The organism is Mucilaginibacter sp. SJ (genome assembly GCF_028993635.1).
GTDB lineage: Bacteria > Bacteroidota > Bacteroidia > Sphingobacteriales > Sphingobacteriaceae > Mucilaginibacter.
In genome coordinates, this window is record NZ_CP118631.1 from 1,820,553 (window position 1) to 1,838,135 (window position 17,583).

19 protein-coding genes are annotated in these 17,583 nt (G+C 42.6%); 10 read left to right on the plus strand and 9 right to left on the minus strand.

Features of this window, described 5'->3' with window-relative positions:
* Positions 1-4 precede the first annotated feature (4 nt).
* Entirely contained in the window at positions 5-1,252 is a 1,248-nt protein-coding gene (locus tag MusilaSJ_RS07145) for an ABC transporter permease (protein WP_274989335.1), read from the minus strand.
* Between the two features lie 258 nt (positions 1,253-1,510).
* Between MusilaSJ_RS07145 and queA the strand changes: the two genes are divergently transcribed.
* Both queA and MusilaSJ_RS07155 read left to right on the plus strand, forming a co-directional pair.
* Entirely contained in the window at positions 1,511-2,560 is a 1,050-nt protein-coding gene (queA, locus tag MusilaSJ_RS07150) for a tRNA preQ1(34) S-adenosylmethionine ribosyltransferase-isomerase QueA (RefSeq protein WP_090524496.1), read from the plus strand.
* Between the two features lie 171 nt (positions 2,561-2,731).
* Positions 2,732-3,460, plus strand: coding sequence for a 2-C-methyl-D-erythritol 4-phosphate cytidylyltransferase (locus MusilaSJ_RS07155; RefSeq protein ID WP_274989336.1), 729 nt, complete (start codon positions 2,732-2,734; stop codon positions 3,458-3,460).
* A gap of 41 nt (positions 3,461-3,501) precedes the next feature.
* Here the strand turns inward: MusilaSJ_RS07155 and MusilaSJ_RS07160 are convergent, their stop codons facing one another.
* From MusilaSJ_RS07160 to MusilaSJ_RS07170, 3 genes are all read right to left on the minus strand, one after another.
* Positions 3,502-3,651: a lmo0937 family membrane protein gene (locus tag MusilaSJ_RS07160; RefSeq protein WP_110585189.1), complete on the minus strand. Its 150-nt coding sequence runs from the start codon at positions 3,649-3,651 to the stop codon at positions 3,502-3,504.
* Positions 3,652-3,757: 106 nt separating this feature from the next.
* Positions 3,758-3,979, minus strand: coding sequence for a DUF2795 domain-containing protein (locus tag MusilaSJ_RS07165; RefSeq protein ID WP_002996718.1), 222 nt, complete (start codon positions 3,977-3,979; stop codon positions 3,758-3,760).
* A 93-nt stretch (positions 3,980-4,072) separates the two neighbouring features.
* Positions 4,073-4,621 (minus strand): cob(I)yrinic acid a,c-diamide adenosyltransferase, encoded by a 549-nt coding sequence (locus MusilaSJ_RS07170; protein ID WP_274989337.1) that lies wholly within the window; start codon positions 4,619-4,621, stop codon positions 4,073-4,075.
* Positions 4,622-4,860: 239 nt separating this feature from the next.
* Here MusilaSJ_RS07170 and MusilaSJ_RS07175 point away from each other — a divergent pair, with 239 nt between their 5' ends.
* Together MusilaSJ_RS07175 and MusilaSJ_RS07180 are read left to right on the plus strand one after the other, a co-directional pair.
* Positions 4,861-5,886, plus strand: a complete 1,026-nt coding sequence (locus MusilaSJ_RS07175; protein ID WP_274989338.1) for a chitinase — start codon at positions 4,861-4,863, stop codon at positions 5,884-5,886.
* Positions 5,887-5,959: 73 nt separating this feature from the next.
* Entirely contained in the window at positions 5,960-6,583 is a 624-nt protein-coding gene (locus tag MusilaSJ_RS07180; RefSeq protein ID WP_274989339.1) for a hypothetical protein, read from the plus strand.
* A 140-nt stretch (positions 6,584-6,723) separates the two neighbouring features.
* On the opposite strand, the gene MusilaSJ_RS07185 is transcribed toward MusilaSJ_RS07180, so the two are convergent.
* The 5 genes from MusilaSJ_RS07185 to MusilaSJ_RS07205 form a co-directional block, all read right to left on the minus strand.
* Positions 6,724-8,373 carry a serine hydrolase domain-containing protein gene (locus tag MusilaSJ_RS07185; RefSeq protein WP_274989340.1) on the minus strand — a complete coding sequence of 550 codons (1,650 nt, stop codon included), beginning with the start codon at positions 8,371-8,373 and terminating at the stop codon, positions 6,724-6,726.
* Between the two features lie 58 nt (positions 8,374-8,431).
* Positions 8,432-9,247: a helix-turn-helix domain-containing protein gene (locus MusilaSJ_RS07190; RefSeq protein WP_274989341.1), complete on the minus strand. Its 816-nt coding sequence runs from the start codon at positions 9,245-9,247 to the stop codon at positions 8,432-8,434.
* A 55-nt stretch (positions 9,248-9,302) separates the two neighbouring features.
* Positions 9,303-10,043, minus strand: coding sequence for an ABC transporter ATP-binding protein (locus MusilaSJ_RS07195; protein WP_274989342.1), 741 nt, complete (start codon positions 10,041-10,043; stop codon positions 9,303-9,305).
* 136 nt (positions 10,044-10,179) lie between these two features.
* The gene (gatC, locus tag MusilaSJ_RS07200; RefSeq protein ID WP_274989343.1) at positions 10,180-10,470 is read right to left on the minus strand and encodes an Asp-tRNA(Asn)/Glu-tRNA(Gln) amidotransferase subunit GatC; all 291 of its coding nucleotides are present in this window, start codon (positions 10,468-10,470) and stop codon (positions 10,180-10,182) included.
* Positions 10,471-10,605: 135 nt separating this feature from the next.
* A complete protein-coding gene (locus tag MusilaSJ_RS07205) occupies positions 10,606-11,361 on the minus strand; it encodes a lysophospholipid acyltransferase family protein (protein ID WP_274989344.1) in 756 nt (251 codons plus the stop codon).
* 37 nt (positions 11,362-11,398) lie between these two features.
* Between MusilaSJ_RS07205 and trpS the strand changes: the two genes are divergently transcribed.
* From trpS to MusilaSJ_RS07235, 6 genes are all read left to right on the plus strand, one after another.
* Positions 11,399-12,394 carry a tryptophan--tRNA ligase gene (gene trpS / locus MusilaSJ_RS07210; RefSeq protein WP_090524478.1) on the plus strand — a complete coding sequence of 332 codons (996 nt, stop codon included), beginning with the start codon at positions 11,399-11,401 and terminating at the stop codon, positions 12,392-12,394.
* Positions 12,395-12,519: 125 nt separating this feature from the next.
* Positions 12,520-13,134 carry a deoxynucleoside kinase gene (locus MusilaSJ_RS07215; protein WP_091171513.1) on the plus strand — a complete coding sequence of 205 codons (615 nt, stop codon included), beginning with the start codon at positions 12,520-12,522 and terminating at the stop codon, positions 13,132-13,134.
* A gap of 14 nt (positions 13,135-13,148) precedes the next feature.
* Positions 13,149-13,823, plus strand: a complete 675-nt coding sequence (locus MusilaSJ_RS07220; protein ID WP_274989345.1) for a hypothetical protein — start codon at positions 13,149-13,151, stop codon at positions 13,821-13,823.
* On the plus strand, positions 13,820-14,554 hold the full coding sequence (kdsB, locus tag MusilaSJ_RS07225) for a 3-deoxy-manno-octulosonate cytidylyltransferase (RefSeq protein ID WP_274989346.1): 735 nt from the start codon (positions 13,820-13,822) through the stop codon (positions 14,552-14,554). Before MusilaSJ_RS07220 ends, kdsB begins: the two co-directional genes overlap by 4 nt.
* Before the next feature lie 250 nt (positions 14,555-14,804).
* Entirely contained in the window at positions 14,805-15,941 is a 1,137-nt protein-coding gene (locus MusilaSJ_RS07230; protein ID WP_274989347.1) for an FIST signal transduction protein, read from the plus strand.
* Positions 15,942-15,946: 5 nt separating this feature from the next.
* Positions 15,947-17,479 (plus strand): ATP-binding protein, encoded by a 1,533-nt coding sequence (locus tag MusilaSJ_RS07235; protein WP_274989348.1) that lies wholly within the window; start codon positions 15,947-15,949, stop codon positions 17,477-17,479.
* Positions 17,480-17,583: the final 104 nt, after the last annotated feature.

Genomic DNA, 17,583 nt, shown 5'->3' on the forward strand with positions numbered 1-17,583 from the left:
ACAATTAGTTTGTGCGGATAGCTTCTACCGGGTCCAGCCTCGAGGCTGAATACGCGGGAATAATGCCAGCTATTACCCCTATGATAATTGAATAGCTTAAGCCCCGTGTAACATTAGCGGCATCAAGTATTACCTGTACATCTAAAGTGGCCTTTACGGCAAACGTGGCCAGATATACAAAAAACAACCCGATGATCCCGCCCACGAAACAAAGCAAAACCGATTCAATTAAAAACTGCAATAATATGAAATAGTTTTTAGCCCCTAATGATTTTTGTATCCCTATGATATTGGTGCGTTCCTTTACCGATACGAACATGATATTGGCGATACCAAAACCACCAACCAAAATCGAGAACCCGCCAATGATAGCACCGGCAATGTTAACCACTTTAAAAAGATCGTCGAGTTGTTGGGTGATCATGGTTGTACGGTTTAACGAAAAATTATCATCAGCGCCGGGCCTTAACCTCCTGATCGAACGCATAAGCCCTTTTATCTCGCTTTCAACATCATCGGTCGGGATTCCTTTTTTACCGCGCACAATAATTGAAGGGCCATATTTTGAACTCTGGATGTCAATTAAATTGCGGGCAAAGTTAAGGGGCAGCAGCACCTCCTTATCTGTGGAGATCCCCAGCATATCCTTACCCTGTTTTGAAAACACGCCTACAATGGTCACATACCGCCCCATCACCTTGATCTGCTTACCTATGGCATCGCCATCGGGGAAAAGGGCCTGGGCTATATCATAACCGATATCGGTTATAGGCGCCCCGGTTTTTGATTCCATTTCGGTAAAGTAACGACCGCTCTCAAGGTCAAAGTTCCAGGTTTTGTCATGATCCTGCGATGCAGCATCCACCTGGGCGCCTTCAACCGTGTTGCTTTTATACTTTATGGTGCGGTTATCAATATTTATTTCGTATGATAATGCCTCGGCAGTTGTGATACGGCGCGAAAGCTCGTTAAAATCGCGAAGGTCAGATTCAGGCCTTTGCAGGTATTTCCACCAGGGGAAATCGCTCCCGCCTACCCATGGCCACTTTTGCACATATATACTGTTATTACCCAGCTTATTAACACTGTTTTGCAGGTTATTACGCAGGGTATCAACTGCCGATTGTACAGCTATGATAGTAAATATACCAATGGTTACCCCAAGTAATGACAGCAACGTACGTGTTTTGTTCTGCCGCAGGGCATCGCCGGCAAACAAAAAACTTTCCCTTAAAAGTTTTAAAAAAAGCATATAACTTATTTTGATCTTACTTGTTAATCAATCCTTATTGCATGGTTAGCGCGTGGAGGTAATAAAATAACGGGCGCTTTTATTGCTGATACGTTAAACCGCCTGCTCATATTTTTTTTAGACAACAGTACATGATTTAAGTTACAGTATTTTGCAATTAATATAACGGTAGTGTAATTAAACTGCTTCTTAAAAAAATCTGTTAAATTAACAAAAAAATTCGTACATTTGCGCCCTTGAAAATTCATAAAAACAAGCATGAAATTATCTCAATTTAAATTCAACTTACCTGAATCCCTTATCGCCCATACACCCTCTGCCACCCGCGATGAATCACGTTTAATGGTTTTACACAAAGATTCGGGCAAAATTGAGCATAAAATATTTAAAGACGTGCTGGATTATTTTGATGATAAGGATGTAATGATCCTTAATAATACTAAAGTTTTCCCTGCCCGTTTATATGGCAACAAAGAAAAAACCGGTGCTACTATCGAAGTATTTTTGCTGCGCGAGTTGAATAAAGAATTGCGTTTATGGGATGTACTGGTTGATCCGGCCCGTAAAATACGCGTAGGTAATAAATTATATTTTGGCGATGACGATTTGCTGATTGCAGAAGTTGTTGACAACACCACTTCACGCGGCCGTACCATCCGCTTTTTGTTTGACGGTACCGACGAAGAATTCCGTCGCAACGTTGAAATTTTAGGTGAAACACCGCTGCCTAAATACATTAAACGCAAAGCTACCGCCGAAGATAAAGAGCGTTACCAAACCATTTTCGCTAAACACGAAGGTGCTGTTGCAGCTCCTACAGCCGGGTTACATTTTAGCCGCGAGCTTATGAAACGCCTTGAATTAAAAGGCGTTGACTTTGCAGAAGTTACTTTGCACGTTGGTTTGGGTACCTTCCGCCCCGTTGAGGTTGAGGATTTAACCAAACACAAAATGGATTCGGAGCAATTTATCATTGAGCAAAAACAAGCTGATATTGTAAACCGCGGCATTGAACGCAAAGCACGGATCTGTGCAGTGGGCACAACTTCAATGCGTGCCATTGAATCGGCTGTATCGGCAAACAAAACCCTGAAAGCTGCTAACGACTGGACCAGCAAGTTCATCTTCCCGCCGTATGATTTCAGCATTGCCAACTCAATGATCACCAACTTCCATACTCCTGAGTCAACACTATTGATGATGATTTCGGCATTTGGCGGTTACGAACACGTAATGAATGCATACGAAATTGCCGTAAAAGAAAAATATCGTTTTTACAGCTATGGTGATGCTATGCTGATCATCTAATTTTCTTAGATGTGAGATATGAGATTTGAGATATGAGACCATGGTTTCATATCTCATTTTTTTGTAGTTTATTAGATCTGAGACATTAGATGTGAGATTTGAGACATTCTATTTGTTTTCAGATCTGATTTTTTTGCAGGCAATTTTGTTAGATATTAGTTAACTTAAATTATGACAACGTCCAATCTCACATCTCATATCTCACATCTCACATCTCAAAACAAAAACTACGTTATCATAGTAGCTGGGGGTTCGGGCAGCCGGATGCAATCGGCGGTACCTAAACAATTTTTACTGCTTAACGGCAAGCCCGTTTTAATGCATACTATTGAAGCCTTTGAGCAATCGGAGGCGAAACCAGCCATTATACTGGTTTTACCAGCAACTTACCATACTTACTGGCAGCAATTGATTCAGGAATATTCATTTACCATTTCCCATCAGTTGGTTACGGGCGGAGAAACCCGTTTTCATTCGGTTAAAAACGGGCTTAACCTGATTACCGACCAGGAAGCCTTGGTTGCCGTACAGGATGCCGTACGGCCGCTTACTGCACCCTATATTATTGATGAAGCTTACCAATGCGCCGCTAAGCATGGCACGGCCGTAGTGGCCGTTAAAAGCCGCGATTCGATACGCCAGGTAAAAGAAGGGTGGTCGGTAAGCCTGGTCAGGGATGAGATTTACCTGGTGCAAACCCCGCAAACCTTCAGGGCCTCGCTATTAAGAAAAGCTTATGAACAACCATTTGATACCAGGTTTACCGATGATGCCAGCGTTGTTGAGCAATATGGTGCCGAAATAAAACTTACCGAAGGCGATCATAGCAACATCAAGATCACCTTCCCCGAAGATATCGCCATTGCCGAACTGCTTTTAAGCAAAAAGCCACAGCTATAACGTCTGCGGCTTTTTCGATTTGCAATACAAGGTTAAATTTGTTATGCCCGTCTGATTACACCTAAAAGTACAGCTATGATAGCTATTACTAATAATATGTGAATCAAACCACCTCCAAATGGGTGTATAAATGCTCCAAACAGCCATCCTATAACCAGGATAACAGCGATAATGTACAATAAGCCTCTCATTTTGTTATGTTTTTAGTTAAGTAAATGTGTAATTACCTATACCAAAACCATTCCAAAATTAGCGGTTAATAAAAAACCCTCATTGCTAAGGGTTTCATTATCGTGTTTAGTACTCATCTTCATTAAAGAAGAAGTCGTCTTTAGTCGGATAATCCGGCCAGATCTCTTCTATGTTTTCGTACGGTTCGCCATCGTCTTCAAGTGCCTGAAGGTTTTCGATAACCTCAACAGGAGCGCCTGAACGGATAGCATAATCAATTAATTCATCTTTGGTTGCGGGCCATGGTGCATCTTCAAGGTGCGATGCCAGTTCAAGTGTCCAATACATCGTTTTTATTTATATTATAATTATCAGTAAAATTTACTTTTTCGCAAAAGTATAACATTTTCAAATTGAATATCAATATTTTTTTTCAATTTTTTAAACCCGTGGTATCCACTGATTTTCAGCTATTTTATCAGCATTAGCAATTTTGCGGGCCAAAGTGAACAGGTAATCACTCAATCTGTTCAGATAAATATTCACTTTTTCATCAACTGTACTTTCTTCGGCAAGCTGAACGGTTATCCTCTCGGCACGGCGGCAAACACATCTTGCAATATGGCAAAATGAAATCACATTACTGCCACCCGGTAAAATAAAATGTTTAAGCGCGGGCAGGCTTTCATTCATGGTATCCATTTCTGCTTCCAGCATTTCCACATCACTCATGTGCAGGTCCGGAATAATCATCCGTGACCGCTCCGGGTCGGCTGCCAGTGAGGAGCCGATTGTAAATAACCTGTCCTGTATCTGCTTCAACACCTCCTTATCATGTGCATCAATATCCTGATCACCAATAAGCCCAATGTACGAGTTAAGCTCATCAACCGTGCCATAGCTTTCAATACGGATATGGTGCTTGGGCACACGCGTACCGCCAATTAATGAGGTAAACCCTTTATCGCCCGTTTTAGTATATATTTTCATACTTAATTTAACAAATAAGCCCCCAACAATCGGGCTGCAAAAAGCTAATCCTGATTATCAGGCAATTAAAACCCAGCCCAACAAATCTTTTTTTCATGATTGGTGTTATTTCAAATCTATCATCTTAAATTTTGTATTTCATAACACTTTAGCATATTTTTTGCCAATGAAGTGTAATTTTTAAAATGTTAGCTTAAACTTGCATCCGTGATATCATCAAACATAATAGCGTTAAACTCATGAAACCGATCATATTATCATCCAAGCTGCTCTCTTTATCGCTTATCATCCTGCTTTCAACCGGCTTTAGCTGCGGCGGCGACAGTAAAAGTAGCAGTGGCAGCGACAGTAACAAGGCAGTGGCAGATAAACCGGCCTCTCCTAAAGTAAGCATGGCCAGTTTATTAAGCGAAAAACAATTTAATGATCTTTTTCCGCAACGTGATAAATTTTATACTTATGCTGCCTTTATAAAAGCAGCTGATGAACTTGGCATGATCAGTATAAAAGTAACCCGCCGGGCAACATCCGTTTACCAGTTGATACGTACTGATAAAAAAACAGGCAAAAAGGCGGTTGTGCGCCAGGATGTTGATTGGAACGAAGAATGGGCCAAAGCCAAACCAGATAGCACCTACACCATTGATTATGGCAATTTCTGCACCGAATACAGTGCCGATGTAAATAAAAAGGAACTCGCCGCTTTTTTTGCGCACATCGCGCACGAAACCCGTCATGGCGTAAATGCTACGTATACCGATGGCCTCATGCTGATCCATGAAAGCAATACCAGCTTGCCATACATTGCCGAAAATGATGAATACCCACCTGTGGCCGGTAAAAAATACTATGGCCGCGGACCGATGCAATTGAGCTATAACGGCAATTACGGCTATGCTTCGGATTGTATTTTAGGCGATGATAAAATATTGCTCCAAAATCCCGAGATGGTTGAAACCGACCCTGTAATCGCGTTTAAAACCGCCATTTATTTCTGGATGACGCCCCAAACCCACAAACCATCGGCGCATGATGTGATGACCGGCAAATGGCAACCCAATGCAGAAGATAAAGCCGAAGGCCGCACACCTGGTTTTGGTATGACCATTAATATTGTGAACGGCGAGGTAGAATGCAATAAGGGCGAAAACATGTATAATATGAACGACAGGATTGGCTTTTACCAGTTTTTCCTGAAGAAATTAGGGATTACTGATGCTAATTGCGCTTGTTCGTGCGGTAAAATGAAGCCTTATCATTATTAACGGCTGTATTTTTGAATTTCAAAGCAAAAAAGTTATTATTGTATGAGCATTATACAACACTAAACTTTAACATTTGGAATCCGCTATTGAAAACGCCGGTTTGTATCCCCCGGCAACCGACCAGTTTGGTGATATCCTGGCCAGCCTGAAAAACAGATTCAGGATTGAACAAACCGGGCATATTGATTTTCATTTAGAGCAGTTTAGTATTTTCAAAGACTATCTCGACATTAGTGTAAAGGAATCATACGCTATAAAAAATAAAAATAACGACAGCTATATGCTGTTTACCGAATGCCAGTCAAAACATATCGGGCATCATCACGGTAAGACCGTGACCTATACACCATATCAAACCTGGGCACTGGCTTATTTAAAGCATGATTTTGGCCGGGTACTCATCAGGCGCGAAACATTTGTTGACAAGATCATTGAACTGATCCACCCGGTTGAGCTTGATTTTGCCGAAGACAAGGCTTTTAGTGATACTTTTTATATGCTGGTAAGTGACCGACAAAAAGCAATTACCGGTACCGATCGTAATTTCCGCAACGTGGTAATGGATATCAGGCTGGATGATTTTGTAATAGAAATTGTTGAGCACACCCTAATTATCGGTAATACCCACGCCATATCTGCAGAAAAAGCCTTGCACCTGGCAGAGTTTGTTTCAAGATTATGCACTACGTGTGATTAAGTATACAACTTAAATGTGGATAGTAAATTAGCAGCAACAGATAAAATAATTGCTGTTGTTTGTAGAAACGCATAATAGCGTCTCCCGTCATCTATCCCTACCGATATGTTCAGAGACGCAATTATGCGCCTCTACAGCAATCATTTTAATACCGCCGGTAAAATATAATCCTTCATCATTTTATCAACCTGCGGATGCGCGTAAGGTTTGTTGTAGGCCTCGGCGGTTATAATAACCACCAGCGGCTCATTGGTAAAAACAAAGATCTTATTGCCGCCATTGCCTGAGCAGTAGTAAGTCTCGTAAGCTTTGTTGTTTACCGTATAGGTTTTGTTCCAGAACAGGTAACCGTAAAAGCCCTCACCTACTACATCTTTTGGTAACGTAAGGTGTTTGGTAAATGATTCTTTAACCCAGTTTTGCGAAATTACCTGTTTGCCATTCCATACACCGCCATTTTTATACAATTGCCCGAACTTGGCAAAATCAAGCGAGCGCATTTGCAGACCGCCCGCGGTATTGGGTACATTCTGCGGTGTGTATTGCCAGCGATAATTACTGATACCCAATGGCTTGAACAGATTTTCAGCCGAATATTTATCAAGTCCGCCGGGCACCGATTTGTTCAGAATATCGCCCAATACCACCACGCCCGCTGTAAAATAATTCCATTGCCTGCCTGCTTTTTTATTGCTGTCTGTTTTAAGGTTGAGCGTGAATTTAACCCAATCATCGGTGGGGTACATGTTTTCCTCGTTCCCCGGCGAATCACTTTGGTTGTCATCCGCGTCAAAAACAGAGCTCATGGTAAGCAGGCTTTTTAGTGTTACATTTTCTTTTTGAGGCGAGTAGTTACTGAACTGCTTAAGGTCATAAAACTCCTTTAAAGTTTGATCAATGCTTTTGATATAACCATCATGAACTGCTATCCCCGTCATAGCCGAAGCAAATGTTTTGCCCACCGAACGGGGATTGTGCAATGAATCGCGCGCGCTGCCGTTAAAATACTCCTCAATAAGCAACTTGCCGTTCCTGATCACTACCACGCTGGTGATCTGTTTAAACCTGTTGCCGGCAATAAGGGCATTCATCTCCATAATCTTCTTTTTATCAAAATCTTCTTTTGATACCTGCCAGCCGCTGCCTGGCTTTATGGGTTGCAATTCGGCGTCTTTTAGATCAATTGCCGGTACGGTAAACCTGATCTCTCCCTGTGCTATCAGCTCACCTATTTTCAAATCAGGGACAGTAATATAAGGCCTTACTTCAATTTTGAGCTGGTGCGTACCTGTAGTAAGCGCATCTTCCCCGCCATGGGCCATAAACCTTCCCCATAAAAAGCGCCCCCATGAATCTTCTCCCCGGCTACTGATGAGCGGGACAAAAATGGAGGTCCTTGTGTTTTTTACGATGGGCAAATTGGCCCCTTTATGCAGGTTTTCCTGGTAAACCTGCCTGCCATCCACATAAAAAACAAACTGGAAATTTCCCTGGTTCAACTGTTCAACACTTAACAACGGCTGTAAGCTATGCTGGTAATTGGTTAATGAATTGGCCAGCAAAAGCCTCATATACAAATTATTGGCAGTTTTAGCCTCATAGCTTGTTAACAAATCGCTTTGTTGCAGTTTTTCAAGCGGGATAGTATCCGCCTCAAAAACAACCTTACCCATATTGGCTTTTTGAAGAACGGAGGTTATAGGTTCAGGTTCGATGATATTGCCCGCCTGCGCGAATGTTTTACAGGCGGTTGTAAGTATAATGGAGATTATGAGTAAATAACGTTTCATTTTAATTGTTTAGATATTACAAATCTGCTTCTATCAACACTTTTAAAATAGAACAGAATTAACATGGCCTTAATAAAAACTTACGATATGCCGACGGATTACTGCCGCCAAACTGTTTAAAGCAACGCAAAAAATGGCTTTGATCGGCAAATCCGCAGGCAAAGGCGATATCTGTTAAGGATAACCCGCCATCTGCCAATAAAGCGAACGATTTTTCAACCCTGAGCTTGCGGATATATTCGCCCATGGTACAATTGAAATATCTCGAAAAATCACGGGATAAATGGACCGGGTGGAGCTGTAATAGCCCGGAAAGTCCGGCAAGCGTATGCTTCTGTGCAGGATCATCGGCCAGCAACATTTTCAGCTTGCCAACCCATGCAGGAATTTGCCGTGAGGTGCCAGTATTATTTACCTGCATCATATTGAGCGTTTGCAGCAATAACATTTCTACTGTCATTGCGGTCAGCTCGTCACAAACCTTTGATTCTTTAAAAATCCGGTATAAAAGAAATTTCACATCCGGGTCCTGAATGGCAAAGCTGCCTTCCGGTTTATCCTGTTTTAATTCCAGGTTATCGAACCAGCACTTTTGCAATTCAATATGAAAGCCACGGGTAAAACCTTTGGGCTTGACGTTATAATGCGGATCATGCCAGTTATGAAACAGCAGGCTGCCTGCCGGGCAATGATAAACTTCCTTTTTATTACCCTCAATAACATTACCGGCCAATATAAAAGTGAAGTAGGCATTTTCATGGTAATGCCAGTCTACCTTATCAAGGGTATATTCGGTATCAGTTATGGTGATACCCTGTAAACGCGTTGTATGATTGGTTTGCCCGTAGAAGCTGCCTGTTTGTAGTTGTTTCACGGCGAAGATTATTGAGTTAATAAACGCTATAACTCCCCTTTCAGGGCCGGGGCCCTTACACCTCCTCTACCCTGCGGTCAACGGTTTGAACATTGGTATTAACGTAGTCATTCTCTATCAACCCGTCACGCATCCTCACTATACGGTGGGCATGCAGGGCAATATCTTCTTCGTGCGTTACCAGGATAATGGTGTTGCCTTTGGCGTGGATATCTTCAATAAGGCCCATGATCTCGATGGATGTTTTGGTATCAAGGTTACCTGTTGGCTCATCGGCCAGTATAATGGATGGATCATTAATAAGCGCCCTTGCTACCGCAACACGCTGCCTTTGCCCCCCCGAAAGCTCGTTTGGTTTGTGATCCATACGGTGGCCAAGGCCAACATTTTTTAATGCATTGCCGGCACGTTCCTTACGTTTATCTTTATTAACGCCGGCGTAGATTAGCGGCAGCGCCACATTATCCAAAGCAGTATTACGGGGCAGCAGGTTAAATGTCTGGAACACGAAACCAATTTCCGAGTTACGTACTTCGGCAAGCTGGCTATCGGTCATGTGGCTCACATCTATTCCGTTAAGGATGTACTGCCCTTTGGTTGGGGTATCCAAACAGCCCAAAATATTCATGAGGGTTGATTTGCCGGAGCCGGAAGGGCCCATTAAAGCCACAAATTCGCCTTTGTTAATAGAAAGCGAAACAGATTTAAGTGCGTGGATCACCTCGGCACCTATTACATATTTACGCCCGATATCTTTTATGGTTATTAACGGCTTGGCAGTATTTATTGGCTCCATGAATTATTTTTTGTTTGGACTGCACTGGGGTGCCTAATGTTACAGTATTAAAGTCGAAAGTCTTGAGTTTTTAGTCGAAAGTCTTTTTTCAATATCAAAACTTAAGACTTTCGACTCCGGACTTAAGACTTTGAACTTATTTCTCAATCACCTTGGCCACTAAAAAGTAATCATCATCATGCTTAGGGGCATTTTCCAAAGCTTCTTCGTGGGTAATTTGCTGTTTCACCACGTCTTCGCGCAGCACGTTAGCACCGGTGGTCATGTAAACCAGTGGTTCAACACCCGTGGTATCCACCTCGTTCAATTTAGCCATAAAATCAAGGATCTTGCTCATATCCTTCATGTTATCCTGTACTTCGGCTTCGGTAAGTTCAAGGCGGGCCAGGTGGGCTACTTTTTCAACGGTTTCTTTATCAATGGTCATGCGTGTTGTTTTTGTTTTATTATAGCGTGAACCTCATTACGCAAAGCGCCGGCATCATCTATGCTTCAATGGGCCGTTTCAATGGGTTTATGCACAAATATATTACAAATTCCCGGTCTGCTGTCATATAATTGACTAAGCCAGGGTAGAAACAGCGCCTTCAAACTTTAAATGATTGTTCATAATTTCAAATACCTCATCCCGTAAAGCATCCGCGTCCTCAATATTCAGATGGGCGGTTTCAACAGGTTTGTGTACCTTAAATTTACACCGGCCCGGTCTGCTGCCATGCTTAGTGCCTGTATCCCAAAGTATTTGCCAGGCATTGGCCGAAGAAACCGGGATGACAGGTATTTTCAGCTCAATAGCCAGCCTGAAAGGGCCATTTTTAAACGGGCAAAGCTGCGGGGGGTAATGATCTGAAATACCACCTTCGGGGAAAATGATGAGAGAAACGCCCTCCTGTAATTTTTCGGATGCTTTTTTAAACGCCCGGAACGACGACATCTTACTATCCCGGTTAACAGGAATATCCACTGTACGGAAAAACAGACCGGTTACCAGGCCGTCTTCCAGCTCCTGCTTGCCCATAAAACAGCAATTGCTTTTAACCAGGATACACATAGCCGAAATATCAAGGTTTGAGGTATGATTAGGGCAAATGATGTAAGGCCTGCTCCAGTCAATCGGTTGTTCATATTCAAAACGGTAAAAAATCCCCACAAAAGCCGAACTAACTAATCCCCAGACCCTTCTGAATGAATTGAGCGTATGATAGCGTTCGGGTTTACGCGAAAAATAATAAAAAAAAGGCCATAATATGAGGTAGCCCATGGCTACGCTCAGGATATAAAGATATACATGTACTTTTCTCAATATCATTTTCATCATCACCAAAAATAGAAAAATTCCTTACTTTCGCCACACTATGGAGACTGTTGTTAGTGGCATCCGTTCGACCGGAAACTTACATTTAGGAAATTATTACGGGGCGTTGCAAAACTTTATAAAAATGCAGGATGAATACAACTGCTTTTTCTTTATTGCCGACCTCCACTCGTTAACTACACACCCTACGCCCGCCAATTTGCATGGCAACGTAAAACAGGTGCTGATAGAATATTTAGCCGCGGGCATCGACCCGGAAAAAGCTACCATATACGTACAATCGGACGTTCCGGAGGTTACCGAATTATACCTGTACCTGAACATGAACGCCTATTTGGGCGAACTGGAACGAGCAACATCATTTAAAGACAAGGTACGCGCCAATCCCGAAAATGTGAACGCCGGCCTGCTTACCTACCCAGTTTTAATGGCGGCGGATATTATTATTCACAAAGCTACTAAAGTGCCTGTAGGTAAAGATCAGGAGCAGCATCTTGAAATGGCCCGCACTTTTGGCAACCGTTTCAACAGGCTATATAACCATGATTATTTTCCCGAGCCTTTTGCCTTTAGCTTTGGCGAAAGTTTGGTAAAAATTCCGGGATTAGATGGCAAGGGAAAAATGGGTAAATCAGAAGGCGAAGGCAATGCCATATTTTTAGGCGATACCCCTGAAGCTATCCGCAAAAAAGTAATGCGCGCGGTAACCGATAGCGGCCCTACCGTTGAAAACCAGCAAAAACCACAGGAGATCCAAAACCTGTTCGATTTAATGAAGGTTGTTTCCACCCCTGATACCCTCGCCCACTTTGACGGGCTTTATAATAAAATGGCTATCCGTTACGGCGATTTAAAGAAACAACTTGCCGAAGATATGGTACTGGCAACGGCCCCTATCCGCGACAGGATCAACGCCATTGCCAACGACGCCGATTACCTGCGCAAAGTAGCCGAAATGGGTGCCGAAAAGGCCCGCGAAAGCGCGTCAAGAACGATAAAGGAAGTTAGAGAGATCATCGGCTTCAGGAAATTTTAAATAGCGGGTTTTGATAGTTCATAGTTCATAGTGTATATTAGTCGGAGTTCATTTCAAAACAGCGGGTGTTCTTCGTTAAAAACATCAGCTATGAACCATGAACTATAACCCATGAACTAAAATATATGCACTTAGCTATTGTAGGAAATATAGGCGCCGGAAAGACCACCCTTACCGAGATGCTGACCAAAAATTACGGATGGGACCCTTTGTATGAAGCAGTAGATAACAACCCCTATTTAGAGGATTTTTACAGCGACATGAAGCGCTGGAGCTTTAACCTTCAGATCTATTTCCTGAATAGCCGTTACCGCCAGATCATCGATATCCAAAAGAGCGGGCGTAATATTATACAGGACCGCACCATTTATGAGGATGCTTATATTTTTGCAGAAAACCTGCACGATATGGGTCTCATGACCACCCGCGACTATGAAAACTACGAATCAATTTTTCAGAACATAACCGAGTTTATTAAACCGCCCGATCTGCTGGTTTACCTTAAAGCATCGGTACCTACCCTGGTAAGCAATATCCAGCGCCGTGGCCGTGAGTACGAAATAGGCATCCGTTTAGATTATCTTTCAAAACTGAACGAAAAGTATGATAAATGGATCAACAATTATAAGCTGGGCAAACTGCTGATCCTTGATAAGGATAACCTGGATTTTGCCAACAATACCGAGGATATGGCTACCATTGTAAACCTGATTGAACGGGAGATCAACGGGTTGTTTTAGAAGTTTAACAGGGCATGAAGAAACTATTTCTCTTTGCTTTATTGCCTATAATTCTACTCGCCTGTAAGCATCGGGCCAAAAGTTCATCTATTGATAACTCGTGGCATGAGCTCGATTTAAAAAGCTTCAAACTATCTTTGCCCCCCAATTGGCATTATCAACGGGATCAGGGGATAGATTCATTTGTGGGTCATATTATCGGGCCGAACGACTCTTTGTCATTCGACTTTAGTTCGATGGGATACGCTAACCATTTGATACAATCGGAACAGGAATATTTAAAAGCTAACGATTGGCAACGTGGATGTGATTTCTGTGAAGAGGAGCATACCTATAGTGATAGCCCTAATATAGATGTCAAAATTAAGATACACACACCTACCGTTAAGCAAAAAAGCAAATATCCTAAAGCTGACTATATTGCAGATATGCTTACTAAAGACAGTACGTTGTATATTCCAATAGTGATTCCGGCTGAGATAAAAGCTCATAACTTTAACGAAGAATCAAAAGATGGCTTCCGTATAAAAACAATTTGGCCCAAAATCCCTTCGAAAGGAATAACCGGTGTTTATTATCAAAGTAAATCATCAACTTTGAGCTTCCAACTTTCGGGTAGTAATTTGTCAAAGCAGGATCAGGACTTAGCTTTGCAGATGTTTAGAACCATTGTAATAAAAACCAAATGAAAATCTTAGGCATCATCCCAGCCCGTTATGCATCATCACGTTTTCCCGGTAAACCATTGGTTGATATCGGCGGTAAAACTATGATCCAACGTGTATATGAGCAGGCAAAAAAATGCCGGAGCCTGAGCGAAGTTATCGTGGCTACCGATGACGACCGGATCTTTAACCACGTAAACGGTTTTGGCGGCGTTGCGGTAATGACAGGTGCCAACCACCAAAGCGGCACCGACCGTTGTGCCGAAGTTGCCCGCTTGTACCCCGGATATGAGGTGATCATCAATATCCAGGGCGATGAGCCTTTTATTGACCCTGAGCAGATCACCAAATTAACAGCCTGTTTTAACGATCCTGATACCCAACTGGCCACTCTTGTAAAAAGGATCCTGACCGAACAGGAACTGCATAATGCCAATTCGCCCAAGGTGGTGATCAATAAACTATCTGAAGCCATTTATTTTTCACGCGCTACCCTGCCCCATGTCCGTGGCCAGGAGCCCGAAAACTGGCTCGAATTTCATACTTTTTATAAACACATAGGCATTTACGGCTATCGTGCCGATGTATTGCAACTGATCACCAAACTTCCCGTATCCCCGCTTGAAAAAGCAGAAAGCCTTGAGCAGCTTCGCTGGATAGATAATGGTTACCGCATCAAAGTGGCCGAAACCGAGCTGGAAACCCACGCAGTTGATGTGCCTGAAGACCTGGAGAAACTGAAGTTTGATATATAGTTTCTGATTCAACCCTCCCAATAGATTAACACTTCCTGTACTGATAACCTTGTTATTCTTAATCCGTATAAGATTAAGCGTACTGTATTAAAGGCCAATTTAAACTATTAAAACACAATTCCAATATTTATAATTAATGAATTTTCTGTAAACAATAAACTGTTTAATACTTTCATATTTCAAGCAATTTTTGCTTCTTAATTTATTAACTTCATCTGTGGCATCACCACATTATTAACCTAAAATCATCATGAAGATAAGGCAGCATCATTTTGTAAACAAGGGCTGGGTAAATTACTTTTCCAGTCCTGAATTTAGTGCTGAAAAATGCCAGTTGGTTCTTGCTTTCGGTGCACCGAAGTTAATTACCGATCCCGAAATTTATGATTATCTTAAAAAGAGCTATCCTAATGCTAATGTTGTTTTTTCCTCTACAGCCGGCGAGATCATGGGTAGCGATGTATATGATGATAGTATAGCAGTAACGGCCGTGGAGCTGGAAAGATCAACCATTACCTGCACGTGTACCCACGTAAACAAACAGGCTAACAGTGCCGAAACAGGAGCCTTCCTGATGGCACAACTGGATAAAAAAGGCTTAAACTGTGTATTCATTATATCCGACGGCACTTTTATAAACGGAAGTGAGCTGGTTGACGGCTTTAACCGCGACAATCCCGGCAAGGTTCCAGTAACGGGTGGTTTGGCCAGCGATGCAGCGCGGTTTAACAGCACGTTTACCAGTCTTAATGCCATCCCTACGCAAGGCAACGTGATAGCGATAGGCTTTTATGGTGATAGCCTGCATATCAGCCATGGGTCAAGCGGAGGCTGGGAAGAATTCGGACCGCAGCGAACCATTACCAGGTCGGATAAAAACGTACTTTTTGAGATAGATGGTAAAAACGCGCTCGATCTTTACAAAGAATATTTAGGTGAGTATGCCAAAGAACTGCCTGGTTCGGCTCTGCTGTTCCCTTTATCATTAAGCATTGAAGGCTCTGACAAAAAACTGGTGCGAACTATATTGAGCGTTAACGAAGACAAAAAATCAATGACCTTTGCCGGCAACTTGCCCGAAGGAAGTAAGGTACGCCTGATGAAAGCCAATTTTGAAAAACTGATCGGTGCTTCATCATCCGCCGCTACCGATGCGGTAACCGGACCGGAGCATGCCGATCTGGCCATATTGATTAGTTGCGTGGGCCGAAAACTGGTACTTAACGACCGTACAGACGAAGAGCTAATGGCAGCCAAACATATCTTCGGCAATAAAACCGCTATGGCTGGCTTTTATTCATACGGAGAATTGTCGCCCCTTAATAAGGAGTCAAATTGTGAACTGCATAACCAAACCATGACCATCACAACCTTTACCGAACGTTAAATTTTATGGATTACCATTACTTATTAGATAAGCAGATAAAGAAGATGCTTCCGGCACAGTACCTGGAAGACGAAGCTATTTTGCAGTTTTTGGGTGCCGTAAATAACAGTTTCAAAAATTTTGAAAAGTCGATAAAACTGGCAGATCATGCTTTTAATGTGAGTGAGCGCGAATACGTGACCGTTACTGATGACCTGAGGCTGCAAAATGAAATCAAGCAGCGTTCTATCTCTCAGCTTAAAGAAGCAATAAAGGCACTTAATCCCGATGTGGAGTTAAACATCTCCGACTCAGACGATGACCTCATTCATATCATCAGCTTTTTACAGGAGCGCATAGCTAAAGCTAAAGAATTGGAAGTTGCCCTGATCCATTCAAAAGAACTTGCCGAAAAAGCGGCCATGGCCAAAGCGCAGTTCCTGAGCATTATGAGCCATGAGATCCGCACGCCAATGAACGCCGTTATTGGTTTTACTCACCTGCTCATCCACCAGGACCCCAAACCCGAGCAAATGGAGTTTCTGAACTTTCTGAAGTTTTCGGCCGAAAACCTGCTGGTGCTTATCAATGACATATTGGATTTCAGCAAGATAGAGGCTGGCGGGGTTGAGTTTGAAAGTGTTGACTTTAGTCTCACCGATCTGATCAGAAATATACGACTGGCCCTGCTGCAAAAGGCAAACGAAAAAAACATCCAGATAAAACTGATGATGGACCAGGATTTGCCCAATGCCATCATTGGTGATCCGGTGCGCCTGGGCCAGATACTCACCAACCTGATGAGCAATGCTGTTAAATTTACCCATAAAGGAAAAGTAACGGTAACCGCATCGTTAGCAAGCAACACAACTGACTCATCAACTATTGATTTTGAGATATCCGATACCGGGATAGGTATAACGCCCGATAAAATTGATCATATTTTTGAAAGCTTTAACCAGGCCAGTTCAGATACAACCCGCAAATACGGCGGTACAGGTTTGGGCTTAACTATTACCAAGCGCCTGTTGCAACTGCTTGGCAGCGACATTACTGTTGAAAGCGAATATGGCAAAGGCTCGGTATTTAACTTCAGCCTTACCTTTAAAAACAGCAAAAAACAATTAAGCAGCACAGCCGATAGTGATGAATTTTATCGTTTAAAAAGCCTTAAAGGCACAAGGCTGCTGATTGCCGAAGATAACCAGATCAATGTGATACTGGCCAAACAGTTCATGAAACAGTGGGAGGTTGAATGTGATGTTGCCGAAAACGGCGAGATAGCCGTTATGCTGGTGAAAACCCATGACTATGATATGATCTTGATGGATCTGCAAATGCCCGAAATGGACGGCTACCAGGCAACCCGCGCCATACGCGAGCTGCCTGATGATAAGTATAAAAAGCTACCCATTATCGCATTAACAGCATCTGCCATGCTTGATATCCAGGATATGGCCTTTACCGTTGGCATGAATGATTATGTGAGCAAACCTTTCAACCCAAATGAACTGCACCGTAAAATAGATATGTATAGCAGGCAAAAGGAAAGTGCTTAACAGGCGCTGATATTAAAACAATCATCCCCACCGTGGAACAGGGAGAACTTATATAACAGGCGCATGCAACACGAAGTCATCAGCACATGTATAAGAGATTTCTC